The 25,845-nt window shown below is 62.3% G+C and carries 22 protein-coding genes; 12 read left to right on the top strand and 10 right to left on the bottom strand.

Going from position 1 to position 25,845, the window contains the following annotated elements; all coding sequences use genetic code 11:
* Nucleotides 1–28 precede the first annotated feature (28 nt).
* From FKG95_RS06365 to FKG95_RS06315, 11 genes are all read left to right on the top strand, one after another.
* Nucleotides 29–2,074, top strand: a complete 2,046-nt coding sequence (locus FKG95_RS06365) for a hypothetical protein (protein WP_142895491.1) — start codon at nucleotides 29–31, stop codon at nucleotides 2,072–2,074.
* Nucleotides 2,075–2,087: 13 nt separating this feature from the next.
* Complete coding sequence (locus tag FKG95_RS06360) at nucleotides 2,088–3,116, top strand: hypothetical protein (RefSeq protein WP_142895490.1); 1,029 nt, start codon at nucleotides 2,088–2,090, stop codon at nucleotides 3,114–3,116.
* Between the two features lie 339 nt (nucleotides 3,117–3,455).
* Nucleotides 3,456–4,232 carry a FadR/GntR family transcriptional regulator gene (locus tag FKG95_RS06355; RefSeq protein ID WP_218940090.1) on the top strand — a complete coding sequence of 259 codons (777 nt, stop codon included), beginning with the start codon at nucleotides 3,456–3,458 and terminating at the stop codon, nucleotides 4,230–4,232.
* Complete coding sequence (locus FKG95_RS06350; protein WP_142895489.1) at nucleotides 4,222–5,295, top strand: ABC transporter ATP-binding protein; 1,074 nt, start codon at nucleotides 4,222–4,224, stop codon at nucleotides 5,293–5,295. The genes FKG95_RS06355 and FKG95_RS06350 overlap by 11 nt, the downstream gene beginning before the upstream one ends.
* On the top strand, nucleotides 5,292–6,413 hold the full coding sequence (locus FKG95_RS06345) for an ABC transporter ATP-binding protein (RefSeq protein WP_142895488.1): 1,122 nt from the start codon (nucleotides 5,292–5,294) through the stop codon (nucleotides 6,411–6,413). Before FKG95_RS06350 ends, FKG95_RS06345 begins: the two co-directional genes overlap by 4 nt.
* A 108-nt stretch (nucleotides 6,414–6,521) precedes the next feature.
* Nucleotides 6,522–8,042 (top strand): ABC transporter substrate-binding protein, encoded by a 1,521-nt coding sequence (locus FKG95_RS06340; protein WP_142895487.1) that lies wholly within the window; start codon nucleotides 6,522–6,524, stop codon nucleotides 8,040–8,042.
* Between the two features lie 192 nt (nucleotides 8,043–8,234).
* The gene (locus tag FKG95_RS06335; RefSeq protein ID WP_142895486.1) at nucleotides 8,235–9,182 is read left to right on the top strand and encodes an ABC transporter permease; all 948 of its coding nucleotides are present in this window, start codon (nucleotides 8,235–8,237) and stop codon (nucleotides 9,180–9,182) included.
* 10 nt (nucleotides 9,183–9,192) lie between these two features.
* The gene (locus FKG95_RS06330; RefSeq protein WP_142895485.1) at nucleotides 9,193–10,068 is read left to right on the top strand and encodes an ABC transporter permease; all 876 of its coding nucleotides are present in this window, start codon (nucleotides 9,193–9,195) and stop codon (nucleotides 10,066–10,068) included.
* Between the two features lie 93 nt (nucleotides 10,069–10,161).
* Entirely contained in the window at nucleotides 10,162–11,955 is a 1,794-nt protein-coding gene (locus FKG95_RS06325; RefSeq protein WP_142895484.1) for a gamma-glutamyltransferase family protein, read from the top strand.
* A 141-nt stretch (nucleotides 11,956–12,096) separates the two neighbouring features.
* Nucleotides 12,097–12,729, top strand: coding sequence for a LysE family translocator (locus FKG95_RS06320; protein WP_142895483.1), 633 nt, complete (start codon nucleotides 12,097–12,099; stop codon nucleotides 12,727–12,729).
* 31 nt (nucleotides 12,730–12,760) lie between these two features.
* The gene (locus FKG95_RS06315; RefSeq protein WP_142895482.1) at nucleotides 12,761–13,507 is read left to right on the top strand and encodes a DUF1028 domain-containing protein; all 747 of its coding nucleotides are present in this window, start codon (nucleotides 12,761–12,763) and stop codon (nucleotides 13,505–13,507) included.
* 47 nt (nucleotides 13,508–13,554) lie between these two features.
* Here the strand turns inward: FKG95_RS06315 and FKG95_RS29540 are convergent, their stop codons facing one another.
* A complete protein-coding gene (locus FKG95_RS29540) occupies nucleotides 13,555–13,920 on the bottom strand; it encodes a hypothetical protein (RefSeq protein WP_179953951.1) in 366 nt (121 codons plus the stop codon).
* Nucleotides 13,921–13,998: 78 nt separating this feature from the next.
* Here FKG95_RS29540 and FKG95_RS06310 point away from each other — a divergent pair, with 78 nt between their 5' ends.
* Nucleotides 13,999–14,826: a class I SAM-dependent methyltransferase gene (locus FKG95_RS06310; protein WP_142895481.1), complete on the top strand. Its 828-nt coding sequence runs from the start codon at nucleotides 13,999–14,001 to the stop codon at nucleotides 14,824–14,826.
* A 131-nt stretch (nucleotides 14,827–14,957) separates the two neighbouring features.
* Here the strand turns inward: FKG95_RS06310 and FKG95_RS06305 are convergent, their stop codons facing one another.
* The 9 genes from FKG95_RS06305 to FKG95_RS06265 all read right to left on the bottom strand — a co-directional run bounded on the left by FKG95_RS06305 (nucleotide 14,958) and on the right by FKG95_RS06265 (nucleotide 25,593).
* On the bottom strand, nucleotides 14,958–15,722 hold the full coding sequence (locus FKG95_RS06305; RefSeq protein ID WP_142895480.1) for an SDR family NAD(P)-dependent oxidoreductase: 765 nt from the start codon (nucleotides 15,720–15,722) through the stop codon (nucleotides 14,958–14,960).
* On the bottom strand, nucleotides 15,719–17,026 hold the full coding sequence (gene hisD / locus FKG95_RS06300; protein WP_142895479.1) for a histidinol dehydrogenase: 1,308 nt from the start codon (nucleotides 17,024–17,026) through the stop codon (nucleotides 15,719–15,721). Before hisD ends, FKG95_RS06305 begins: the two co-directional genes overlap by 4 nt.
* Before the next feature lie 42 nt (nucleotides 17,027–17,068).
* Complete coding sequence (locus tag FKG95_RS06295; protein ID WP_142895478.1) at nucleotides 17,069–17,845, bottom strand: HpcH/HpaI aldolase family protein; 777 nt, start codon at nucleotides 17,843–17,845, stop codon at nucleotides 17,069–17,071.
* A gap of 19 nt (nucleotides 17,846–17,864) precedes the next feature.
* Nucleotides 17,865–19,769 carry a TRAP transporter permease gene (locus FKG95_RS06290; protein WP_142895477.1) on the bottom strand — a complete coding sequence of 635 codons (1,905 nt, stop codon included), beginning with the start codon at nucleotides 19,767–19,769 and terminating at the stop codon, nucleotides 17,865–17,867.
* 167 nt (nucleotides 19,770–19,936) lie between these two features.
* The gene (locus FKG95_RS06285) at nucleotides 19,937–20,902 is read right to left on the bottom strand and encodes a TAXI family TRAP transporter solute-binding subunit (protein ID WP_142895476.1); all 966 of its coding nucleotides are present in this window, start codon (nucleotides 20,900–20,902) and stop codon (nucleotides 19,937–19,939) included.
* Between the two features lie 201 nt (nucleotides 20,903–21,103).
* Nucleotides 21,104–22,084 (bottom strand): LacI family DNA-binding transcriptional regulator, encoded by a 981-nt coding sequence (locus FKG95_RS06280; protein ID WP_218940089.1) that lies wholly within the window; start codon nucleotides 22,082–22,084, stop codon nucleotides 21,104–21,106.
* 235 nt (nucleotides 22,085–22,319) lie between these two features.
* Nucleotides 22,320–23,636: an NAD(P)H-dependent oxidoreductase gene (locus tag FKG95_RS06275; protein WP_142895474.1), complete on the bottom strand. Its 1,317-nt coding sequence runs from the start codon at nucleotides 23,634–23,636 to the stop codon at nucleotides 22,320–22,322.
* A gap of 109 nt (nucleotides 23,637–23,745) precedes the next feature.
* On the bottom strand, nucleotides 23,746–24,543 hold the full coding sequence (locus tag FKG95_RS06270; protein WP_142895473.1) for a phytanoyl-CoA dioxygenase family protein: 798 nt from the start codon (nucleotides 24,541–24,543) through the stop codon (nucleotides 23,746–23,748).
* A gap of 363 nt (nucleotides 24,544–24,906) precedes the next feature.
* Complete coding sequence (locus FKG95_RS06265; RefSeq protein ID WP_142895472.1) at nucleotides 24,907–25,593, bottom strand: GntR family transcriptional regulator; 687 nt, start codon at nucleotides 25,591–25,593, stop codon at nucleotides 24,907–24,909.
* Nucleotides 25,594–25,845: the final 252 nt, after the last annotated feature.

The raw sequence follows: 25,845 nt of genomic DNA, 5'->3' as shown, positions 1-25,845 counted from the left end.
ACGTCGGCAACAGACGGGGGGAAGCTGCGTGACGATACCAGTGTCGGTTATCATGTCCGCGATCACGGCGGTGCTTAAGTACCGTGGCCGGGTCGACACGATACTCTCCCTGAATGAAACAACGAAGGGCTTGCCCTTCCGCCTGCCCCCTGCCCCAAAGCGCGAAGACCGGAGTCAGTTTTTGCGTCAAATGTGGGTGTTCTTCGAATCACCAACTGGTCTCGCGATTCTTCATAGCCGCGATCGCGTCACGGATTTCGCAGACGTAAAAGCCGCCGTGACAAATGATCTCAATCCGCCCGCGGCAAAACTGAACAGGTGTTACACGCTCTACTTCGAGGCAGCCGACATTCCGGCCACACTCCTTGCAAGCGAGGGTGCCGGCCCTGGCGACCTGCGCGCGCTGGCGAGTTCCGGGCCAAATACCGAAATGCGGCTGGCCTACTACGTCGTTGAGTCTCAGCGTCTGTCGCGCAATCCCGTATTCGCGCGCCTCGCGCTCGCGACTGTGGACACCGCTCTCGAATTTCTCGGCGAGAATGCCTCGAGCTTTATTGCCAATCCCAAGACACGGGTCCTGGTCGAATCTGTCATTTCCGAATTCGCGGTGAAGCAGGATTTCGACGACTTTTCGATCAGAACGATCTACCAGAGCCTGCTCGGCTCCGCGCTCTTCGCCGCCCTCGACAACCCCGACAGCCTTCCAAACGAAGCAGCGCTCAAGGCCCTCTTCGGCGCGCTCAACGATGTGCGTGCCGCCGGGCGGGCCGAAGCCGGCGACGCCGCGGGCGACAAGGCGCGCGCGGACGAATTCTTCGCACGATTGATCACCGCCGAAGGCTTTAAGGATTTAACCTCCAGCCTCTTTCGGCAGGTCGCCTCGGACCCCTCTTTCCTGTCCTCCGACAAGGCCGCGAAGGACGTTATCACGGCAACTCTCAACGCCTTTGCCGATGGCTTTCCCGAAATACTGGACGGAGACAAAACGGCAATCTTCGGCGTGATTGAAGCGGGCCTCGCAGCTGGCGCTCAAAACGTCGAAGGAGTCCTGAAAGGCAGGATCGGCGATCGGCCTCTGATTACCGCGGTCGCAACCGCGGTTGCAGGCAGCATCGGCGAGCGCGCGGCAGCGAACGAGTTTTTCCGCGAGCTGGGCACCGGCCGGATCTTCGCGGGGATCTATCAGGTCGCGCTTGGCGCTGTCGCTTCCAATCCGCGTGCCCTTGCCAGCACAACGGCGCTCCCGCCCTTCGCCACCGATCTGGTCACGAATTTGGCTCAGGTTCTGTCGGACACACCGCTGAAGGAGAGCTTCGAGCGTGAGACGCTGCGCGACATTGTCTCGCAAAGCCTTGTCGTCCTATCGGATCACCCCGACCTGGTCGCTCGGAACAACCGCTTTGCGGCAACAGTGGTCAGCGCCGCCTTCGAGGCTGCAGGTCAGGCCGTCGGCGACGGACTGCAACGCGACGATGTGATCGCCATCACTGATGCGGCATTGAAATCCGCCACCAACAATCTTGCGCTGGTCGAGATGGATGAGCGTTTCCGCAGCGTTCTCGTGACGGTCGGCGGCGCCTTGGGCGCCGAGGGTGTCAGACCCTTGCTGACACGCGCCGGGCGCAAGGAGGCTCTGACCGCCTCAATACGGGCGGTGGCTGCCAACCCTGCCGTCTGGGCCGGTTTCGACGAAGCCGACATCCTTCAACCGCTCACCGTCGGTATCATTGACGGCCTGATAAGCGATCCGACCAAACTCCTCTCGGGACCGGCCATGGTTGAGGCTTTGAGGAAGAGCCTGACGGCGGTTGCGCGGCGGGGCGGCGTGCTCCTTGCCGGTGACGCAGTCGGGCATGACGAACTCAAGAACCTTTTGACCCTGTCACTCGCCGCCGCTGAGGCTGAGGTCGGCACATCAATTGACGGGGAGAACCTGCCGGACTTCCTCGAGCGGATCATCCTGAGTTATCTGGCGGCCCCTTTCACGCTGGCGGAAGGCGGCAGCGAGACTTTCGACAGCTTCATCCGTGGCGTGATCGCCCAACTCGACCCTGCTGGAGCCGACTTACCCTGAAGAGAGAGAACCGATGCAGATAGTTCGATCCGCCCTGATCGCAGCAACCTGTCTCGCGGTCCTAGCCGCGTGTGAAGCGACGGGCCCCGGAGGCAACCTGCCGAAAGTCCTGCCACAAAAGCAGGCGCTTGAAGATATCCACGATATCTATCGCGCAGAGTTTGCAGAACTCTTTCTCTCTGGTGAGGGCGAGCAACCGGGCTGCCTTTCGAGCTTGCCCGCCGCATCACAGCCCACGTTTTCGCAGACACGCAGCGCCATCCGGGCCTTTCGAGTTCAATTCGGCACGAAAGATGCTGAAGCCGCACATCTCACGGTTCTCGACGCCATGATGCACCTGCAGGTCGGAAACGTCGGCCTCGCCGGCCTGCTGAAGAGCGACGTGGAAGCAGCGAAAGGCAATCTGGTCTCCCAGACCGGACGTTTCACCCGTGATTTCCTTTTCGCGGAGTATTTCGACCCGCTTCTTGCAGGATGGGGCGTGGTCTGCGATCTCACAGCCTCGCCGCCAAAGGCAATCGACCGCGCGGCAGATGAGCTGGAAGCGGCCGCAAGCGAGATCGCCGAGGGACTCACAGCATTCGCTCAATCCGGCCAACTCGCGGATCCGGATGCCGATCAAGGAGCTATCTATCTTGCGGCGACGACGGCGGTCTTCAACGTTTGGGCGGTGAAGGAAAGCGGCCAACGCTGCATCGAACAGGGTGACTGCGGCTGCGACGCGACCGTCAATTCCTGTCCGACACCCGCTGTGATCTCGAACACCTGTGGCGCCGAGACCGATCCCCTGGAAAGACGCGAATGCCAGCAGGATCTGCGCCGCAGCTACTTCAATGAAACAATCAGGCCCGCGCGTTATGCCCAAAGCCGGGATCTGATCGGTCTTTTCCTGGACGACAGTGAAAAGATGCTGGCCCTCTGCTCGGAAAGCGGCGCCATGGCGCGCGCCACCAGTTCATCCCGCCTCAGATACGTGAGCTGGTACAGATTCCTCAGCGACCGCTTGCCCAATTCTGCGGCACAGGAGATCTGCACGCCTTAGACAAACAGAGGCGGCAAACAGGCCAAGTCGGGTTCGCTGCAGAAATGGCGGCATGCCGCCGGTTTTCACTTGGCATGTCTATTGAACTGATACCAATCAGAATTGGTCCCGTCATGCTCACCACAGAGTCAACCGCATCCCATTCGGGCAGAACATTCGAAAAAAAGGCGCTTTTCTGGGCAATTTTTACAGTGAATTACCCTTGAATTCCGGGCGAGTTCCAGGCAGGCAAATAGGCTCAGGACTCAGAATGCCTGATAACTCAGCTTGCAATCGAACCAATTCGAATCAATCATGTGACGTCTTCTGATTGGTTTCCCTATCCCTGGATCAGCTCGTATGCAGTCCGACACGCAAAAAGACGGCAAAAAACCCACACCTGACATGAGCGGGCGCGCGAACGCCGGCCAAAGCACCCTCAGATCAAGCAACTCGAGCCTGGCGCTCGAACGGCTGCGCGAGATGCTCGACCAGGACCTTTCGGCCACGGATCGGCAGTTGCCGACCGAGCGGGAGCTGTCCGAGACTCTGGGAGTCGGGCGCAGAGCGGTCAGGCGTGCGCTCGAGGTTCTGGAATCCGAAGGCCGGATCTGGCGGCGCCAGGGCTCGGGAACCTATGTCGGCCCCGCACCCGACAAAAGCGGTCCCGTGATCGATGGCCTCTCAAGCCGCTCGAATTTTTTCGAGGTCATGGAAGTGCGCCTGCGGATCGAACCCGCCCTGGCGCAGCTGGCCGCGTTGCGCGCGACCGAGGATGATATCAGGCATCTGCGCGACCTGACCCGCAAAATCAGCGAGGCGCAAGACGCGGACAGCCGCGAACTTTGGGATAGCGCCCTGCACCGCTACATCGCGCAAACCGCTGGAAATACGCTGTTTCTGGCTCTCTTCAATATTGTCGACAAGGTCCGTCAGGACCCGGCGTGGCATCACGTGCGCGAAATGGCGCGCAGCCAGGAAAGCCGCGTGCTCTACACTGACCAGCACGACACGATTGTTGCAGCTATCGAACGGCGCGATCCGGCGGGTGCAGAAGCCGCGGCCCGCCAGCACATTCTCTCGCTTCACGAACGCCTTCTGGCCGTAACGGCCGGTGGTCTCAGCCATGCATCCTGAATCCGCTCTCGTGGAGGCCTCGAACTCGCCGGGAAACGCGGCCAACAAGAGATCCGCTCCGCGTGCCGACCCCGTAAAGCCGGTGCTTGCGGTCCAGAATCTCTCGATCGGCTTCAAAGGCATCAACAGCAATCTGGTGGACGGTGTCTCCTTTTCCGTGGCGCCGGGTGAGACACTTTGTCTGGTCGGAGAGTCCGGCTGCGGCAAGAGCATCACGGCCCTTTCGCTCATGGGCCTGTTGCCCAGCCCGCCGGCGGAGATCACATCCGGCAGGGCGGCCTTCGACGGTAAAGACCTGTTATCTCTGCCAAAATCGGAAATCTCGGAGATCCGCGGCGACAGGATCGCCATGGTCTTTCAGGAGCCCATGACCTCCCTCAACCCGGTCTACACGGTGGGCGAACAGATCAGTGAAGCGGTGCGCCGCCACCGGAAAGTTACAAAAGCCGAGGCCTTGGACCGGGCGCTGGAGATGCTGAAACGGGTCCGGATTCCCGCGCCTGAAAAGCGTTTGAAGGAGTATCCCCACCAGCTTTCCGGCGGGATGCGCCAAAGAGTGATGATCGCCATGGCGCTGGCGAACGATCCCAGTCTTTTGATCGCGGATGAGCCGACGACAGCGCTGGACGTCACGATCCAGGCACAAATTCTCAAACTTATCAATAGCTTACAGAAAGAGACCGGCACTGCCCTGATCATGATCACCCATGACCTGGGTGTCGTGGCGGAGGTCGCGGACAAGGTCGCGATCATGTACGCGGGGCGGATCGTCGAGGCCGGACCGGTGGGGGAAATTTTCGAAAATCCCCAGCATCCCTATACGCTTGGCCTGATGAGTTCCATGCCGTCCTTAGCCAAACGCAGCGGGCGTCTGGTCACGGTGGCAGGCATGGTCCCGCCTGCCGATGCCATGCCGAACGGATGCCGTTTTGCGACACGTTGCCCGTTTTATACCCCGGATTGCAGTCGAAATGTCCCACATTTGTCACAGCTGAGTGAGGATCACGCGGTCGCCTGCTTCCGTGTGCCGCTCGAAGAGAATATCGGCGAGGCGGCGTCATGACGAAACAGGTTTCAGACACCCCCGGCACGCCGATCCTTGAAGCCAGAAACGTCACCCGGCATTTCGCCGGACCGGCGCGCCTCTTCGGCAGCTCGGCGCCGGTCCGGGCGGTGGATGGGGTGAGCTTCGACATCCGGCGCGGCGAGACCTTCGCCATTGTCGGAGAGTCCGGCTGCGGCAAGTCGACCCTCGCCCGGCTGCTGATCCGCCTGCTGTCTCTGACCGGCGGTCAGGTCATCTACGACGGGCAGGACATCAGCGGGCTCTCCGACTCAGAGATGAGAAATCTGCGCGGCGAGCTGCAGTTCATTTTCCAGGACCCCTTCTCGTCGCTCAATCCGCGCATGACCGTGGGCGCGATCGTCGAGGAGCCCATGCAGGTCCATGGCGTCGGCGGAACCAGCGCCGAGCGCAAGGAGCGGGTCGCGCAGTTGCTGGGCCGGGTCGGCCTGCGCGCGGAGCATGCCGACCGCTACCCCCATGAATTCTCCGGCGGCCAGCGCCAGCGCATCGGCATCGCCCGGGCGCTCGCCAGCGGCCCCAAGGTCATCATCGGCGACGAGCCGGTTTCGGCACTGGACGTCTCGATCCAGGCACAGGTGGTCAACCTGCTGGAGGACCTGAAGGATGAGTTCGGCCTGACCCTGATCATCATCGCGCATGATCTCGCGGTGATCCGGCATATGAGCGACCGGGTCGGGGTCATGTACCTGGGCGAAATGATCGAGCTGGGGCCGACCGATGCCCTCTACGACAAACCGCTGCACCCTTACACCCAGGCGCTGATGGCGGCGATCCCGGTCCCCTTCCCCAACGCCCGGCCCATGTCGGAAGGCCTGAGCGGCGATGTGCCGAGCCCTTCGGCGCCGCCGCCCGGGTGCCGCTTTCACACCCGTTGCCCCCACGCGCAAGACCGCTGCGCCAGAGACAAACCGGTCCTGGAGCCGGTCCCGGAGCCGGGGGGAGACGGACGCCAGGTGGCCTGCCACTTCTGGCGCGAGATCGAGCGCCCCGACTCGGGTCTGGATGCGGAACCGGCACGCGGCGACCCCGCGGCCCGGCGCTTCGAACTCTACAGAAACTGGAGCGAAACAAACCTGGAAGCGGATGCCTCCTGATAAGACGGAGGCAGGCGCCTCCAGGTCGTGAAAACTGAAACAAAATCCCCCCAAGAACGGGATATAACAATAATTTACAGAGTGACTTTAAACAGAGGAGACAAGGAAATGCGTAAACTGACACTCGCCGCGATGATGGCGGCATTGGCTGCCGGGGTCGCCCCCGGCGCCATCACGGGGGTCTCGGCCGCCGAACTCAGGATCGCCCTGCAGGATGACCCGGACGTGCTCGATCCGGATCAATCGCGGACCTTCGTGGGACGTATCGTCTACGCCGCGGTTTGCGACAAGCTGGTGGACATCACGCCGGATCTGGAAATCATCCCGCAGCTCGCCACGGCCTGGAACTGGTCCGATGATGGGCTGACCCTGACCATGGATCTGCGCGAAGGGGTCACCTTCCACGACGGTACAGCCTTCGATGCGGAAGCCGTCAAGGCGAACATCGAGCGCTCCAAGACCATGCCGGAGTCCCGCCGGAAAAGTGAACTCTCCTCGATCGAGACCACGGAAGTCACCGGCTCCCACCAGGTGAAATTCACCCTGGCCGCGCCGGACGCAACCCTGATCGCTCAGTTCGCCGACCGTGCCGGCATGATGCTCTCGCCGACCGCCGCCGCGGAGAAGGGCGTCGAGCTTGGCCTTCAGCCCATCTGTTCCGGCCCCTTTAAGTTCGTCGAACGGGTTCAGCAGGACCGGATCGTCCTGGAGAAGTTCGCCGACTACTGGAACGCGGACGCCATCCACGTTGACAAGGTGACCTACCTGCCGATCCCCGATACCACGGTGCGCCTCGCCAACCTGCGCGCGGGTGATCTGGATCTGCTCGAGCGTCTGGCCGCCCCCGACGCCGCATCGGTCAAGGCCGATTCCAGCCTGAAATATGCCGAGGCGGTCAGCCTGGGCTATCAGGGCATCACCATCAACGTCGCCAATGGTGAGATGGCGAAGAACCCTCTGGGTGAGGATCCACGGGTCCGGCAGGCGCTGGAACTCTCCATCGACCGTGAAGCCCTGAACCAGGTTGTCTTCGAGGGTGCCTTCAACCCGGGCAACCAGCCCTATCCGGCCAACAGCCCCTGGTACGACAAGAACACGCCCATGCCGGCACGCGATGTCGAGAAGGCCAAGGCCCTCTTGAAGGAAGCCGGTCACGACAAGCTTGAGATCAGCGTTCAGGTTGCCAACAACCCGGTCCAGATGCAGGTCATGCAGGTGGTCCAGGCCATGGCAGCGGAAGCGGGCTTCGACGTGAAGATCAAGGCGACCGAGTTCGCCAGTCTTCTGCAGGCCCAGTCTGCCGGTGATTATCAGGGCAGCCAGGTCGGCTGGTCCGGCCGGGTCGACCCGGACGGCAACATCCATCAGTTCATGACCTGCGAAGGCGGCATCAACGATTCCAAGTACTGCAACCCGGAAGTCGATGCCCTGCTGAACGAAGCCCGTCAGTCGACGGACAACGCCGTGCGGAAAGTCAAGTACGACGAAGCCCGTCAGATCCTGAAGAACGACCTGCCGATCATCTACCTCTACCACCCGACCTGGATCTGGGCCATGTCCAGCAAGGTCGAAGGCTTCACACCTTATCCCGATGGCATGATCCGCCTGGAGAACGTCAAGGTTAACTAGATTAGTGCCAGCCTAGGGGCCCGGGAACACCGGGCCCCCTTTTTTCCCTCTTTTGCAGGCAGCGGCCCAGAGCAAAATGCGTTTCTAGAGCAGATTCACCGATACGACGGATCGCCGAAGGCGATTCCATCTAATCCGGATCTGATCTAGAAACGCACTTCGCGATAGAGCACGCTGAACGATCCCGGAACCATGTACTCCTATATCGGCCGACGCATACTGATCACGATCCCAACCCTGGTGCTGGTGTCGATCTTTATCTTCACCCTGCAAAAACTCCTGCCCGGCGATCCGATCCTGGTGCTCGCCGGCGAGGAACGCGATCCCGAAGTCATCGCCTTTCTGCGTGAAAAGTACCGCCTTAACGAGCCGATCCCGATCCAGTATTTTTACTGGGTCAGCTCGGTGCTGCAGGGTGATTTCGGCATCTCGCTCCGCACCAATCAGCCGGTCCTGGAACTGATCAAGGAAAAGCTGCCGGTCACGATCCAACTCGCCGTCATGGCCATGATCATCGCCATGGTTATCGGCATTCCGGCCGGTATCCTCTCCGCCGTCAAAAAGGGCACCATGATCGACTACGTGGCGAACGTTGTTGCCTTGTCGGGCCTTTCCGTTCCCAACTTCTGGCTCGGCATCATGCTGATCCTGCTGGTTTCGGTGAACCTCGGCTGGCTGCCCGCCTCGGGCTACCAGCCGCTGTTCGAAGACCCCGTCAAATCGATCGAGACCATGATCATGCCCGCCTTCGTCCTGGGCACCGCGCTTGCCGCGACGCTGATGCGTCATACCCGCAGCGCCATGCTCGGCGTGCTGAAAGCGGACTACGTCCGTACTGCCCGGGCCAAGGGCCTGTTCGAGAGCGTCGTGGTCTTAAAACATGCCTTCCGCAATGCCCTGCTGCCCATCGTCACCCTGAGCGCCCTGCTGTTCGGCGAACTGCTGGCGGGCGCGGTGCTGACCGAACAGATCTTCACCATTCCCGGCTTCGGCAAATTGATCGTCGATGCCGTCTTTAACCGCGACTATGCCGTGGTCCAGGGCGTCGTGCTCTGCACCGCCGTGGGCTTTATCCTCATGAACCTGCTGGCCGATATCGCTTATCTCTTCCTCAATCCGCGTCTGCGGGATCAGGTGTGAGGAACCCAATATGACCAGCGCCGTCACCACCATGAAACCGGAAGTCTCTTCCCGCAGCGAGAGTCGCATCTGGAAAAAGCTCAAGGGCAGCAAAAGCGCCGCCCTGGGTCTGATTCTGGTTCTCTTCTTCGTCGGCATCGCGATCCTGGCGCCACTCCTGCCGATTGCCGATCCGGCGGGTACTTCCTGGTCGGCGATCCGCCAGGCGCCTTCCGCCGCTTACTGGCTCGGCACGGACGAACTGGGCCGGGACATCCTTTCGCGTATGATCTGGGGCGCGCAGGCCTCGCTGCTGGCCGGGGTGGTCTCGGTGGCCATCGCCGTTCTCATCGGTGTGCCCTTCGGCCTGATCGCCGGGTACTTCGGTGGCTGGCTCGACGGCATCATCTCGCGCGCGACGGACGCCCTGCTGGCGACCCCCTTCCTGATCCTGGCCATTGCGCTCGCCGCCTTTCTCGGGCCGAGCTTGACCAATGCCATGATCGCGATCGGCCTCTCCTACATGCCGATCTTCGTGCGCCTGACCCGCGGACAGGTGCTCAGCGTGAAGACGGAAGACTATGTGGAGGGTGCACGCGCAATCGGGCTGTCCCATACGCTGATCATCGTGCGGTACATCCTGCCCAACGTCTTCGCGCCGATCCTGGTTCAGGCGACTCTGGCCATTGCGACCGCGATCATTGCGGAAGCCAGCCTCTCCTTCCTGGGCCTCGGACAGCAACCGCCCGCGCCAAGCTGGGGCAGCATGCTGAACGTCGCCAAGAATTTCCTGAGTCAGGCGCCCTGGATGGCCATGTGGCCGGGCGCCGCAATCTTCCTGGTGGTGCTGGGTTTCAATCTGCTGGGCGACGGCTTGCGCGATGCGCTTGATCCCAGGGAAAACTGACGGGACAAAACTGACCATGAAGAACTCACACGTAAAACGGATACAGATTTCCTGATCCCTATTTCAATTTTAAGCAAAAAATTCGGAGCCCCTATGTCAACCTTCACCACCCGTCCGGAAATTCGCGGCAGTTTCGGCGTCGCGACCTCCACCCACTGGATCGCTTCCTCGGTCGGCTTCGGCATTCTGGAAAAGGACGGAAACGCTTTCGACGCCGCCGTGGCCATGGGCTTCGTGCTGCAAATCGTCGAGCCCCATCTTTGCGGTCCGGCGGGCGACGCACAGATGATTTTCCATTCGGCCAAGACCGGAAAAGTCGAGGTGCTCTGTGGCCAGGGCACCGCCCCCGCAGGCGCGACCATCGAAGCCTACCGCGCGCAAGGATTGGATCTCATTCCCGGATCGGGCCTGCTCGCCACCGTCATCCCCGGCGCCTTCGATGCCTGGATGGTGATGTTGCGGGATCACGGCACCATCTCCCTGCGCGCGGCTCTGGAGCCTGCGATTTATTACGCCGAGCAGGGTCATCCCATTTTGGAACGGGCGGTGGATACCATCGCCGGTCTGGGCGACTTCTTTAAGGAAGAATGGCCGACCTCCTACGAGACCTGGCTGCCGGGTGGACAGGTCCCCAAGGCGGGCAAGCTCTTCCGCAATCCGGCGCTGGCCGCGACCTGGAAACGCATCGTCGAGGAAGCGGAAAGCAAATCCGGACGCGAGGCGCAGATCGATGCGGCGCGCGACGCCTTCTACCGTGGTTTCGTCGCCGAGGCCATGGACAGTTACCTGCGGACCGCCGAAGTCATGGACGCCAGCGGCGAGAAGCATGGCGGGGTTCTGACCGGCGCGGACATGGCCGGCTGGCAGGCGAGCTACGACACGCCGCTGACTCTCGACTATCAGGACTGGACCGTGGCCAAGGCGAACGCCTGGACCCAGGGACCGGTTCTGCTGCAGTCCCTTGCTCTGCTGAAAGGCTTCGACATCTCATCCATGGACCCGGTGGGCGCGGACTTCGTGCACCTGGTGGTCGAAGCCATGAAACTCGCCTATGCCGACCGCGAAGCCTATTACGGCGATCCTGACTTCGTGAAGGTGCCCATGGCGCATCTGCTGTCGGACGCCTACAACGACGAGCGGCGCAAGCTGATCGGCGCGCGCGCCTCCACCGAGCAGCGTCCCGGCATCGTGCCCGGCTTCGAGGAACAGGTCCGGCTCGGTCTGGAGACGCAGAGTGCCATCTCGGTCAGTGGCACGGGCGTGGGCGCGGGTGAGCCCACCATGGCCCACCTTTCCGACCGTAAGGGCGACACCGTGCACATCGACGTCATCGACCGCCACGGCAACATGGTCTCGGCCACCCCGTCCGGGGGCTGGCTGCAATCTTCGCCGGTGATCCCCGGTCTGGGTTTCGCCCTGAATTCGCGCGCCCAGATGTTCTGGCTGACCCCCGGCCTGCCCTCTTCGCTGGCGCCGGGCAAGCGGCCACGCACGACGCTCACCCCCTCCCTGGCGTTGCACAAAGGCCAGCCAAGCCTCGCCTTCGGCACCCCGGGTGGCGATCAGCAGGACCAGTGGCAGTTGACCTTCTTCCTGCGCCATGTGCATCACGGTCTCAATCTGCAGGAATGCATCGACGCGCCGCTGTTCCACACCATGCACTTCCCCAGTTCCTTCTATCCTCGGGCGGCGGCCCCAGGTCACATCATGGTCGAAGAGAACATCGGCGCCGAAGTCCTCGCCGATCTGGAGGCGCGCGGCCACACCATCACGGCGGCCCCGGAATGGAGCGTCGGGCGTCTGACCGCGGCCAAGAAAGACGACGACGGCCTGCTGCGCGCCGCGGCGACGCCGCGCCTGATGCAGGCCTATGCCATTGGGCGGTGACCTGCCGACTGAGGATAGGAAGGGGAGCGCGCATGGCATTGAAGGGTGACCAATTGCCGCCCTCGGGATCTGCAACCCCCGTGTTAGCTAGTGGGATGAAGCGGCCGGGAACCTCCGGCCGCCGAACCTCTGGAGGCGCGTATGCCATCGCTCGAACTGCTTTTACCTTTCCTGCTTGCGACCGCCGTCTTTGCCTTCATTCCCGGTCCCGGCATGTTTTACATGTCGATCCAAACCATGGTGCGCGGGCGGCAGGCGGGTTGGCTCTCCGCCGCGGGCTTTCACCTGGCGGGTTATCTGCACATCCTCGCCGCCTCCTTCGGGATCACGATCCTGCTGCAAGCCGTCCCGGTCTTCTTCGAGGCCATGAAGCTGCTTGGCGCCGGCTATCTGATCTGGATGGGCGTAAAGATGATCCGGGATGCCCGGCGAGAGGGCCGGAGCCCGGAACTGCCGCCGCAGCCGCCTGCTTCGCGGGCCTTCAAAGACAGTTTTTTCGTGGAAATTCTGAACCCGAAGACGGCCCTGTTTTTTCTGGCGTTCCTTCCTCAGTTCGCGTCGCCGGACGCTGCCGCGCCTCTGTGGCTGCAGATCGTCATTCTGGGAGCTCTGGCGAACCTGGCGTTTTCGGCGACCGACGTCATCTGCGTTCTTTTCTCGGAAAGACTCGCCGCCTGGGCCTCCCGTTCTCGCGGCATGGCCCGGATCGGTCAAGAAATCGGCGGCGGCCTCTTTGTCGCCATTGGGCTGCACATCGCGTTGCGCAGCGAATAATCAGTGAACCTTCAAGCAAGGGAGAGAGAACATGACCTGGTCCATTGTTGCCCGTGATCCGGAGAGCGGCGATCTGGGTATCGCAGTGGCCAGCCGCTTTTTCGCGGTGGGTTCCCGCGTGCCGCACCTCTGCAGTCATGTGGGCGCGGTTGCGACCCAGGCCTTCGTCAATCCGCATTACGGCATTCACGGACTCGTCATGCTGGCCGAGGGCAAATCGCCGGAAGAGATCGTGGCGTCCCTGACCGCCGCCGACGAGGGCCGGGACAGCCGCCAGCTTCACATGATCGATGCCCGGGGACGCAGCGCCGCCTTTACCGGCAGCGCCTGCGTCGATTGGGCCGGGCACCTGCTCGACGATCAGGTCTCGGTCGCCGGCAATATGCTGGCGGGTCCGGCGGTCATCGAGGAGACCTTGAAGAGCTATCAGGCACATCCGGAGTTGCCGTTGCTGGAACGGCTGCTCGGCGCGATGGAGGCCGGGGAAGCCGCCGGCGGCGACAAGCGCGGCAAGCAATCCGCCGCCGTGCAGGTCTATCGCGGCGAGGCCTATCCCTGGCTCGACCTGCGCGCCGACGATCACGCCGATCCCCTGGCAGAACTGCGCCGTCTCTACGCGGTCGCACAGGAACGTTACCTGCATTTCGCCGAAGCGATCCCGACGGCCGCCAACCCCTCCGGCCTGACCGACCGGACGGAGCTGGATAAAAAGCTGCAGGCGCTGGAAGAGGAACAGCAGAAGAGCGGATACAGGTCGGCGTCCTTCGCCAATCCATAGAGCGTGGTTACTCCTTGACGAATCTGAACGGAAGGCGTTTCAATTTTTTAGAGACTGTAAGCCTTCACAGAGCTTGCCTGAATTACATCAGTGTCTTTATCTGACACAGTTTCGATTTCATCGAACGGATCGAACGAAACGTAGAAGAGGTTTTCATTCGTACGAAACAGTTTAATGCGTTCGACATTGTAAAAAACGTAACTGTCTGAAAAGGTGAAATCATAGCTTTTACAGCGCTCGAAACGGATCTTAATTTTATCTTTTGACGCTGAAGGCCGCATCTTGAGCCACACACTTACCGTGACTTGATCCAAATCGCCGGTTATCTCGATTTTTTCTATTACAGAATCCAACAAGCTGTTGTTTCCTTGTAAGTGTTCTAGTAGCGCGTCGTTCTCAGCAATTAGTTCCATCGCGACTTAAACCTTTAAGTGGCTGACTTAAAAACCTCTTCGAACAATAGTGTCTTTTGAATCGCAGGCAAACAGCTCATGACCGATCCTACGCAACCACCCGCAGGGCTCACCGACGACGGCCTGAGAGCCGCCAACCAGGCCGGATGGAACGAGGCGGCCGAGCATCACCGCGCCCATCCGCAGTTTGCCGAGCTGCTGGCGAACTTCGCCAGGCCCGGCTTCTCCTGCCTGGACGAGGTCGCCACCACACGCCTGAAGATGCTCGGCGTCAGCGGACAATCCGTAGCCCAGCTCTGCTGCAACAACGCACGGGAACTACTTTCGATCAGAAACATGGGTGCGGGCCGTTGCGTCGGTTTCGATTTTTCGCAGGCCTTTCTGGATCAGGGGCGCGAACTGGCCGCCGCGGCCGGACAGGACCTCGAGTTCGTGCAAACGGAGATCACCGCGATCCCGCCGGGGTACGACGAGAACTTCGATCTGGCGGTCATGACCATCGGAGTACTCGGCTGGATGCCGGACCTCAGTGCGTTCTTCGCGACGGTCGCGCGCGTGCTCAAACCCGGCGGGCGGATGTTTCTCTACGAGGATCATCCGATCCTGAACATGTACCCCGACGGCGAACAGTCTATGCCACCACAGCCGGACGAGTCCTATTTCCGCTCCGCCCCCTACCGGGAAGACAGCGGCCTGGATTACTGGAGCGGCAAATCCTACGACGCCCAGCCGGTCTATTGGACCTTTCACAAGATGAGCGACATCATTATGGGCGTGGTCGGCAACGGCTTCCGGATTGAAGACTTCGAGGAGCTGCCGCTGGATATCGGTAATCGCCCGACCTTCGAAAATCAGCCGGAGCAACTGCCGCTCAGCTACATCCTGATCGCCCGGAAAGGCAACTGAGGCCGGCGGCCTGAAAAGCTAGAGCAAGTCACAATTAGGCGGACTCAAAATTCACTGCCTCTCGCTCAGCAAATTGCTGATCTCGAACGCAAATTTTGAGGCGTTACGTTTCCAGGTAAATGTGAAACGCTCTAACCGGCTGTCCAACCGCCGTCGACCATGAGCGCCGTGCCGGTCACCAGCGCAGACGCGCCGGACGCCAGAAAAACCACGGCACCCATGATATCTTCGACCTCACCGACGCGGCCCAGCTTGATCTTCTCCTCGATCCAGCGCACGCGCTCCGGGTCGTCAAAAGTCGCTTCGGTCAGGGCCGTGCGGATAAACGTCGGGCAGAGGCTGTTGACCCGGATGTCGTGCGGACCCAACTCGACCGCCATCGCTTTGGTGAAGCCCTCCACGGCATGCTTCGAGGCGCAGTAGACGGCACGGTCGACACCGCCGACATGCCCCATTTGCGAGGAAATCGTGATGAGGGAACCGCCCCGGCCCGCCGCGATCAGCCCCTTCGCCACCGCCTGGGCCAGGAAGTAGGCCCCGCGCAGGTTCAGCGCCATCACCGCATCGAAATCCGCCGCCGCGGTCTCGGTCACCGGCGAATGGCGGGCGAGTCCCGCACTGTTGATAAGCACGTCGAAGGGGCCGTGCATCTCGACCGCGCCGGCTGTGGCTTCGATGTCCGCCACGTCCAGGCACAGCGCCTCGGCAGACCAGCTCTCGGCCCCGATCTCCGTGACGACGTCCTTCAGGGCCTCGATCCGGCGCGCGGCGCAGACCACATGCGCCCCGGCCTCCGCCAAGGCAACGGCACTGGCGAGGCCGATGCCCGAGGAGGCGCCGGTGACTAGGGCGCGTTTCCCGTCGAGCCGGAAAGAAGGCGTGCGGGGGAGCGTCATTCAGCCGCGGCTCCGTAAGGAATGTTGCGGCCGCCGTAGCGGCGCACCCGGACATTGGCCTGCTCGGCGTGACCGATGAAGCCCTCAAGGACGCAGAGGCGCGAACAGTATTCGCCGATCTCCGCAGCCGCCTCATCCGTGACCACCTTTTGATAGCTGTGGGTTTTCAGAAACTTCCCGACCCACAGCCCGCCGGTGTAGCGGCCCGCCTTCTTGGTCGGCAGGGTGTGATTGGTGCCGATCACCTTGTCGCCGTTTGCAACATTGGTGCGCGGTCCGAGAAAGAGGGCTCCGTAAGACGTCATGTTCTCCAGAAACCAGTCGTCGCGATCGGTCATGACCTGAACATGCTCCGACGCGATGTCGTTGGCAACCGCCAGCATCTCATCGTAACTCCCGCAGAGGATCACCTGGCCGTAATCCTGCCAGCTTCTTGCGGCTGTTTCCGCCGTGGGCAGGATCTGCAACAGCCGCTCGACTTCCGCCAGAGTCGCCTCGGCCAGCTTGCGCGAATTGGTCAGGAGCACCGAGGGCGAATCGTAGCCGTGCTCGGCCTGGCCCAGAAGATCGGTCGCGCAGATTTCCGCATCGACGCTTTCATCGGCGATCACCATGGTCTCGGTCGGACCGGCCAGCAGATCGATCCCCACCCGCCCGAAGAGCTGGCGCTTGGCCTCGGCGACATAGGCATTGCCCGGCCCCACGATCATATCGACCGGCGCGATGCTCTCGGTGCCCAGGGCCATGGCCCCCACCGCCTGAATGCCGCCCAGCACATAGATCTCATGGGCGCCGCCGAGATGCATGGCCGCGATCACCGCCGGGTTGGGCTCGCCGTTGAAGGGCGGCGTGGCGGCGACGATGCGCGGCACACCGGCAACCGACGCCGTCAGCACCGACATATGTGCCGAGGCCACCATGGGAAATTTTCCCGCCGGGACATAACAGCCTACCGACTGGACCGGAATGTTGCGGTGTCCGAGAATGACGCCGGGAATGGTCTCGATCTCCACATCGGTCATGGAGGCCCGCTGGGCTTCGGCGAAGCGCCTGACCTGGGCCTGTGCGAACTTGATATCCTCCAGATCCCGTGCCGGCACACGTGCAATGAGAGCCTCGATTTCAGCGGCCGACAGCCGGAATGACGGCGGAGCGTGCCGGTCGAACTTCTCCGAGAGCGCTCGCACGGCCGCGTCGCCGCGCTGCTTGATATCGTTCAGGGTCGTCTCCACCACCGCGCGGACCTTAGCTTCGTCGGTGGCCAGTTCGGCGTCGGACTTGCCGTGCTTCAGATAGGTAACCATTGCCATTTCCTTTGAGGGTAATACGACCAGGGCCCGGTCGTTTCAGCGATGAACATCCGGGCGCTCATCGCCACGTACTTTTTTGACCTGCGCGGCGGCGCCGGCGGTCATGAAGCCATGTTCGGACCCCATGACGAGAAAGCTCGCGCCAGCGGCCTGCCAGCGTGCGGTCTCCTCACCGGGCGCGCAGTAGAGGCCGGTGCTTGCGCCGGAGACGCCCAGAACTTCTTCAGAGAGATCCGCAATTTCAGGTGCGAAGAAATCGTCTTTTCCGTAAGCGACCGCGAGATCGGCGCGCCCGATGAAAAGCGCATCGACCCCCTCGACCGCGGCGATCGCGGCGGCATTCTCGACGCCTTCCGGGTCTTCGGTCTGACAGATCAGAGACACCTCCTCACCGGCCAGCGCCTTGTGTTCGACCAGCGAGCGCCGGGCATAATCCGCGGCCCGGGTCGTTCCCGCAAACCCGCGCCCGTCCCGTCCGTAATGGAGCGCGGTCGCAAGCGCCTCCGCCTCGTCTGCCGTCTTCACGTGCGGGACGACGACACCCGCCGCGCCGCTGTCCAGCACATTCAGCATCAGGGCCGGATCGCTGGCCGGCACCCGGACCAAAACCGGGCAGGACACGCTCCGCGCGGCGATCATGGCCAGATCGATGCTGCCCCGGTCGAAAGGCGCATGCTCCGCATCCAGGATCACGAAGTCCAGGGCACTGGCCCCCATGATCTCGATCACGACGGGATGGGGCGTCTTGATGAAGCTGCCGACGACCAGCTCGCGGGCGCGGAGCCGGTTCTTGAAAGCCTGGTTTGGGGTCATGACGTAAAGCTCCTTTGGGTCAGCCGGGGCTTGCGGCGGAGAGGGCTTCCTGCCGCCGCAGTTCGGCGCGGGAGACGAACAGCAGCCCGAGCAGGATCACGGCAGCGAGAAGAGTCGGCGTCCAGCCCTCCATCAGGGCAAGGACCGCGGGCAGCAGCCAGATAGCGCTCACGGCGAGGCCGCCGCGCATGGGCGCGCCGCCGAGCAGATGCGCCGCGGAGAGCGTGAACACCGCGCCGGAGAGCACCGCATGGCCGATGGCGACCGGTCCGCCGTCCCCCAGCATTCCCGGGTAAATGAGAAACAGCATCGGCAGCACATAGGCGGTCGCGCCGAGGCGCAGCGTCTGGATCGCCACCTGGAACCAGGAGGTGCGAGCGATGGTCGCGGCCACGAAGACGCCCAGGCACACCGGCGGGGTGATCACCGAGAGGGCGGCGTAGTAGAGCACGAACATATGCACGATCAGGGGCTCGATCCCCTGCTGGATCATCGCCGGGGCGAAGACCGCCGCGACCAGTACATAGGCGGCGGAGGTCGGCAGCCCCATCCCGGCCACCAGGCACACCACCGCCATGAGGATCGCGATCAGCCAGAAATTACCCTGCCCCACCTCCAGCACGGCACCGGTCACGGCGATGCCCAGACCGGTGAGATTGATCATGGCGACGAAGACCTGCGCGCCGACCAGCAGCACGCCGACGATCACGACCCCGCGCCCGCCTTCCTGCAGGGCGCTGACGATGATCCTGATCACTTCCGAGAGGCTCTGTCCGGTCAGCAGGCGGGCAACGGTCACGGTGACGATCATCGCGATCATGCCATAGCAGGCCGTCAGCTCGACGGAGTTACCGTTGAGAATACCGAAACCCAGTCCCGCGACCGCGGCGATGATGGGCGAGACCCGGGCCAGGGTCAGCGCCTCGCGCCAGTCCGGCAGCTCATCGGCGGCCACCGGCTTGAAGTGCTGGCGCTTCGCGATCACGTGGACCGTGGAATAAACGCCGAGATAGAAGAGCACGGCAGGGAGAATACCGGCCAAGGCGATCGACCAGTAGTTCACGCCCACCACCTCGGCCATGACAAATGCCGCCGTGCCCATGATCGGCGGCGCGAGTTGCCCGCCGGTGGAGGCAATCGCCTCGACCCCGCCGGCGTAGGCCGGGGGATAGTTCAGCCGCTTCATGAGCGGAATGGTGAAGTTGCCCGTCGTGGCCACATTGGCGACCGTGGAGCCGTTGATCGCCCCGAAGAAGCCGGAAGCAAGCGTCGCAATCTTCGCCGCACCGCCGGGACGCGCGCCGCCGAGCCGTGCCGCCAGATCGAAAAAGGTCTGGCCTGCCCCGGTGTGCAACAGGATCGCGCCGAACAGCACGAAGGCGGCCAGAGTTGTCGAAGCGACGTTGACCAGCATGCCCCAGAGGCCGCGGTCGGAGAGAAAGATTATCTCGGTCAGATAACCCGCGTCGAAACCGCGGTGGCCGAACTGGCCCGGAATCAGGTAGCCGAAGAAGGCATAGGCGACGGAGAGCGTCACGATCATCGGGAAGACCCAGTTGGAGGTGCGGCGCGCGAGTTCGAGCACAGCCACGAGCGTCGCAAAACCGAGGGCAATATCGACGGGCTGGGCCCAGGGCAGATCGTTCATGATCCGCTCGAAGTTGGAAATCACATAAGCGCTCGACGCGACACAGATCCCGACGATCACAACGTCGATCAAAATGCCCAGGGGCCGCAGCTTCGAGCCGCCGAACAGAGGGTACATCAGGACCGCGAGGGTCGCGATCATCGCCACGAAAACCGAGCGCTGGATCAGCGACTCAAAGGCTCCCGTGAAGGAGGTGTAGAAAACGAACGCCCCGATCGAAACGGCGAGCAGAGCAATCGCCTTCTCCCGGAGTGTCGTCGTACCGGACTCAGTCATCAAAGATCTCGCAACTGTCGAAGCGGTAAAAGCACCCGCGACACGATTCATCCCCGATCTGCGCGGGGGCGCCTGCGGTTTCCGCTTGAGAGGTGAGAAGCGGGACGTCAGCCTCTCCGTAATGATACGAGGCGACGTCCCATATCTCGCTCAGTGATCCGAAGCCTTTACTTCAGATGGTCTGGAACCGTGAGGCCGACTTCCTCGTAATAGCGGATCGCGCCGGGATGCAGCGGACTGGTCGCATACTTCAGGGTCAATTCAGCGAGGTTCGATCCCTTGACCGCCGGGAATGCGGCCTCCTGCTCGGCCATGTTTTCCATCACGGCCTTGGTGATGTCATAGGCGGTCTTCTCGTCCAGGTCCGGCCGCGCGGAAACCCCAATCATGAAGCCCCAGGTCTGGTAGGGACCGGAGTCCTCCATCTCGCCGCCCGGCATGTCGACGAGCGAGAGTTCCGGAAGTTTTTCCGCGATCATGTCCCGCTGTTCAGGTGTAATCCCGATCACACGCACCGGCGTGAAAGCAGCAATATCTGTGGTCAGAGCATCGAAGCTGGTGCCCACGGCGCTCTTCACGAAGCCGATCGAGCGGCTGTCCTTGATGGCGTTTGCCAACTCGGAATTGGTGCCGCGCACCCAGTTGGGCTCGACACCAAGCAGGTTGAAGACATCCTGTGCGGTTGCCTCGGTCGAAGAACCGCGCATGCCCGGTCCCATGTCCTTACCCGCAAGCTCTGCGAGCGACGTGACGTTGGCATCGCGCCGGACCACGACATTCTGTGGCGCGAGGGAATAGGCCCACAGCAGCTTGGACTCGATCGGGTTGCCGTCGAATACCTTCAGGCCGTTGTAAGCATGATAGAGCGACGAGGTGGTAATGAGTCCGATGTCCAGCTGTCCACGGGCCATACGTTTCAGGTTATCGACGGTCGCGCCGGTCTCGACCACCGAAGACTGATAGGCGTCGGGGTAGGCCGTATTCACGATCTTCGAGAGTGAGGCGAAGTAAGCGTAGTGCGAGCTTTGCGCGTTGGTGGCCCCGAACGCGAGGCGGGTTTCGGCAGCAGCCGTATCAGGCATTGCCGTTGTCAGCGCGAGGCCTGCAACGACAAGTGCGGACGTAAACTTCATCAGACTTCCTCCCAAGTATTATGCTTTCAATCCGCCGCATTTGGCGCGGCGGCATGCTCAGGCAACGCACGCGGGCAGGCGGCCTCTGCCGCTTTGCCGCCGTTGCGGGAGCCAGGAACGGAGCCTAAGGAAGCATGGATTATGAGAGACTGCAATATTTTCATATACAAAATGAAAAATTTGTATGCAGCAGTAGAAAAGCTATCCGCTGTCTCGCTCAATGAGATACCCGGGCACCAACCGGGTCGTGCCGGCATGCTCGGGATCGCTCATGATCAGATCGATGAGTTCGATGCATTCCTTGATCATGAGTCTGATCCGCTGACGGACGGTGGTCAGGCGGTACGATTGCCAGGCCGCCATGGGAATGTCGTCAAAGCCGATCACCGCGAGATCCCCGGGAACCTGCATGCCACAGGCCTTTGCCGCATCGATCGCCGCCAGCGCCATGACGTCGTTGCAGCAGAATATCGTCTCCGGCTTGACGCCTTCCCGCAGGAGATCGCTGACGGCCTGGAAGGCTTTGCCATAATCGAAAGCCCCGCTGACCTGGGCAAAAAGCGGTATACCGGCGTGATTGAGCGCCTCGGAAAACCCGCGCCAGCGCTCAATATGGGTTGAGGTGTCTTCCAACCCGCCGACAAAGGCAATCCGCCGGCGTCCGCTCTCCACGATACGCTCGCCGATCGCCCGGCCGCCCGCGAAATTATCGCAGCTCACAGCACTGATTCCCGCCTCCGGCTGCGCGCGGTTAAACAGGACGACGGGCAGTTTCCGCTGGGTGCAGGTCCTGGCCAGAGTCGAGGAAAGGGTCGCCGAGGTGATGATCGCGGCATCCACTTTGTAATCGAGGACCTGCTGCATGACGGCATCAACGTCGCGCCCGGCGGGCGCGACATGAAGGATCAGACGCCGCTCCCGCTTGAAGAGCTCCTGACTGAGCGCCTCGAGGACAGTTGGGTAAAAGGGATTGGCCAGGTCCCCGGCCACCAGGGCAATGGTCCCGAGATTGACCCGCGACGCCACCTGACCGGAGGGTGTGGCATATCCGAGCTCCGTCGCCGCCTCGAGAATACGTTTCCGTTTGTCATCGGAAAGGGCCGAGCCCGGCTTGAATGCCCTGGAGACCGCCGAGACCGATGTGCCCGCACGCAGGGCCACATCCTTTGCTGTCCGCTTCATCACCACCTCAATCTGAAAAGTGGCTTGAAATTATTTCAATCTGGGTAGCAAATCAACCACTGCGGAAGCTCAAAGAAGAATTGGGTTCCTGCACTGTGTCGAGATGGACCGAGGGCTTCGGCGGGCGGGCCTTCCGAACCAATAGATAGCGAAGCCCTGGCAACCGCCCGCAAAGCGGGCTTCTGCGATATGCCCGAACCGCACGGCGATTCAAACGCGGAACGATCCGGTCAAGTTAGAGCGAATTCAGCTTCAGCGTGGCTTCGCTCTCGCGCCGGATACGGACCGCCTCACCGGTCTCGTCGAGCTGCACGTCGGAACTGCGGACCAGTTCGCCCTTGGGCACGTCCCGGGTCAGGGGCACGTTGTGGGCCAGGCCGATGGGAAGCGCGGCCTCGGAAAGACTACGCGCCGCCGGGATCAACTTGCCCCAGACCGTAGTGCCGCCCTCGCCGTCGAGGATTTCGCCGGCCTTGAGGTCGCGTTTCGCCACCGCGACAGCGTCGCCTCTGAACGCCCGGGTCTGACCGGTCGGCTCGCCGCGTAAGGCCGCCGAGAGAACCGAGACGCCGAGCTCCAGACCGATCAGATGAAAGGGCTTGTACATGGAGGCAAAACGGCCGCTGTCGTCAGTCTTCAGGCCATACTGCTCGAAACAGGCCGCGGCGTAGTCGTTGGGGGCTTCGAAGACCACATAGACGCCCCAGCGCAGGTCCCGGTAGACCGGGCGGCCGTCCCGCTCCAGGGAGGACACCACCTCGACCGTGCCGGCGGATTCCAGGACACCGCCTTCAGAGGCCGGGCGCAGGACGTGGGCCAGATCGTCGACGCCGCAGGGCGGAAACAGCAGGCCGTCGTTCGGCACGGCCAGATCGCAGGCATTGGCGATGGCCGCCATCTCGATGGCCGACTTGGTCCCGTCCAGAAAGGAATTGAACATCTGCGGGTTCATGCCCGCGGCCTGGGCTTCCTGTTCCGTCAGACCGTAGTGCGGCCAGGCGGTGCCCGGAGTCATCTGATGGTAATGCGGCAGATACTTCGTGCCCTTGCCCGCTGCCACGACCTTGAAGCCGGTCGCGCGCGCCCAATCGACCATCTCGGACACCAGCGCGGGCTGATCGCCGTAGGCCATGGAGTAGACCACGCCGGCGGCACGGGCGCGCTTTGCCAGCGCCGGACCTGCGAGCACGTCGGCTTCGACATTGACCATGACGATGTGCTTGCCCGCCTCGATGGCGGTCAGGGCATGGCGGATCCCGGCGGCGGGATTGCCGGTGGCCTCGACCACCACCTCGATGTCGTCGCGGCGGCAGAGATCCGCACCGTCGTTCAGGAAGGCTGTCGTCTCCATGGCTTCGACGGACCAGCCCGCCGCGCGGCAGGCGGTCCGCGCCCGCTCCGGATCGAGATCGGCGACGGCCGCCACCTCCAGACCATTGGTGGTCGGGATCTGGTTCAGGAACATGGTGCCGAACTTGCCCGCACCGATCAGACCGACTTTGACCGGCCCGCCTTTTTCCAGGCGATCCTGCAGAAGCGCGTAGAGATTCATTCTGTCTTTCCCTTGTTCTTTTCACCGCCATCGCACGGAGGACGCCGGAGCATGCCCGTTCCGCCACCACCAATTGTTAGACCGACGCTTGTCGAAACCTCTGGCGCGCTCAGGCCACGGCTTTACGGCTCTCCGCATAGACGCTCAGAGTGTCGTCGGCGAGCGGTTCGATCGGCGTGAAGTCGCGGTGCGCGATCCATTCCGGGCGCTGGAACTTGGTGATGTGATTGGAGACCGCGCAGAGCGTCAGATAGACGATGGTGCGGGGATAGGGAGTGATATTGGGCGGGCTGGCGTGCACGAGATTGCCGTGGAACATCAGAACCGATCCCGCCGGACCGGTCGGAGCCACGATGCCGCCCTCTTCCGCCAGTTCGGTCACGGTCTTCTGATCCAGGGTCCAGAGCGGATAGGAGGTGGTTTCCAGATCGTGGGCCGCGTCGATGGTGCCCTTCTTGTGGCTCTTGGGAATGAACATCAGCGGGCCGTTGATCGGCAGGACTTCGTCCAGGAAGACCGCGATATTCATGGCCCGCGCCTCGGGCATGCCGTCGTCGCGCGCCCAGGTGCCGTAGTCCTGATGCCACTGCCAGACATCCCCGGTGAAGGCCGCCTTGGCGTTGACCTTGAACTGATGCATGTAGACCTGTTCGCCGAGCTGCTGCGACACCGGCTCGATCAGGCGCGGATGGGCACCGAGCCGCCGGAAGGCTTCGTTGTAGGTGTGGGCCGCGAAGGCCGTGCGGGGCGCTCCGGATTTCTCGCGCCAGACCTCTTCACGGTCCGAGGCATAGATCTCTGCGGCCTCTTCCCGCAGTGCCGCGATCTCGGTCTCGGAAAAACAGGCCGGCAGAAATACGTAACCCTGCTCGTCGAAGTCCGCGAGCTGTTCTGCTGTCAGCTTCATGCTGTTCTCTCCCTCTGTCTTTTTTTGTCTGGCCTTTTCGTCTGGCTGCTTATATCCGGCCTTTTTTACCTGGTGCCCTTTTCCGCCTGTGACCGGAGTTCCTGCACCCGTTTTTCAGGTCCTTACGTAATGCGCCGCCGCAGGATTTACAGCCTGGCGACGGATCCTTTTCGCGCCGCCACACCCTTGCCCTGGACTTCGAACATGGCGTTCGGAGGTCCTGACGCTCAGAGGCCCTGGCGCGCTCTGAGGCTTCGCGTCACTACCTCGCACGCCCGTGGATGGACGCTTGAAGACTCCCGCGCTGGCGTCGGTCCGCTACTCGGCGCTCCACTGCTCGGGGCTCCACTGGGCGGGGCTCCGTCAGGCCGCCGCCGTCCGCTGGCTCAAGCGGATGAAGGTGGTCTCGCCGGCGTCGGTGGCATGCTGGCGCGCCAATTCTTCCGCGTGACGGGCCTGACTGTTCATGATGGCCTCCGCGATGTCCCGGTGTTCGGCCCAGGCGCGCTGGCGGTAGTCCGGGTCCTCCAGCACGATGCGCATGGAGCGCTGAAAATGCGGCCAGGAGGGCTGCACCATCTCGCCGATCGCGAGGTTGCCCGAAAGCATGTAGACCGCGCGGTGGAAGTTGACGTCGGCCTCGACCAGATCCCGGATGTCGTTGGCCTTCACCGCCGCCTCGCCGATCTTCAGGGCCTGTTCCAGCGGTGCGCGCTCTTCCGCCTTCAGGCCGCCGAAAATGGCCCGGCCGGCAGCGAGACCCGCCGCGAGGCCGTCGATGGCGCCGCGCACCTGATACAGCGCGCGGATGCGCGCGGCGTCGATGGGCGCCACCATCAGGCCGCGCCGCCCGCGCTCGATCACCAGCCCTTCATGCTTCAGAAGCGCAAGGGCATGGCTGACCGGCTGGCGCGACACACCGAGCTTCTCGACCAGGTCGTCCTGAACCATCGCTTCGGACTCCGCGAGATCGCCCATCAGGATCGCGCCCTTGAGCGCCTCGTAGACCTCCTCGACCAGGTCCGGCTTTTGACGAATCTGCTGGATCATAGATTTCGAATTCCATATTCAAAATTTCGCGTTCTGCAACCGAAATTCAGTATTTACGACTCACGGCGGGAAGTCAAAGCGATTTTTGGAAGCCAATATATTTCATATTTAACATTAAATATAGATCGCAACCCATTATTTTGAATAATACTTTAACTCTATATAAGGTGAGTTTAGTCAGAAGTGAAGTAGGGGCAAGCGCTTCACCAGGCCGGCCTCGTTCTGCGCGGATCGTGAAGCCGACGCGTGCCG

The organism is Denitrobaculum tricleocarpae, from assembly GCF_007004665.1.
Taxonomy (GTDB): Bacteria; Pseudomonadota; Alphaproteobacteria; order Kiloniellales; family Kiloniellaceae; genus Denitrobaculum; species Denitrobaculum tricleocarpae.
This window is presented reverse-complemented; position numbering and strand designations above follow the sequence as displayed.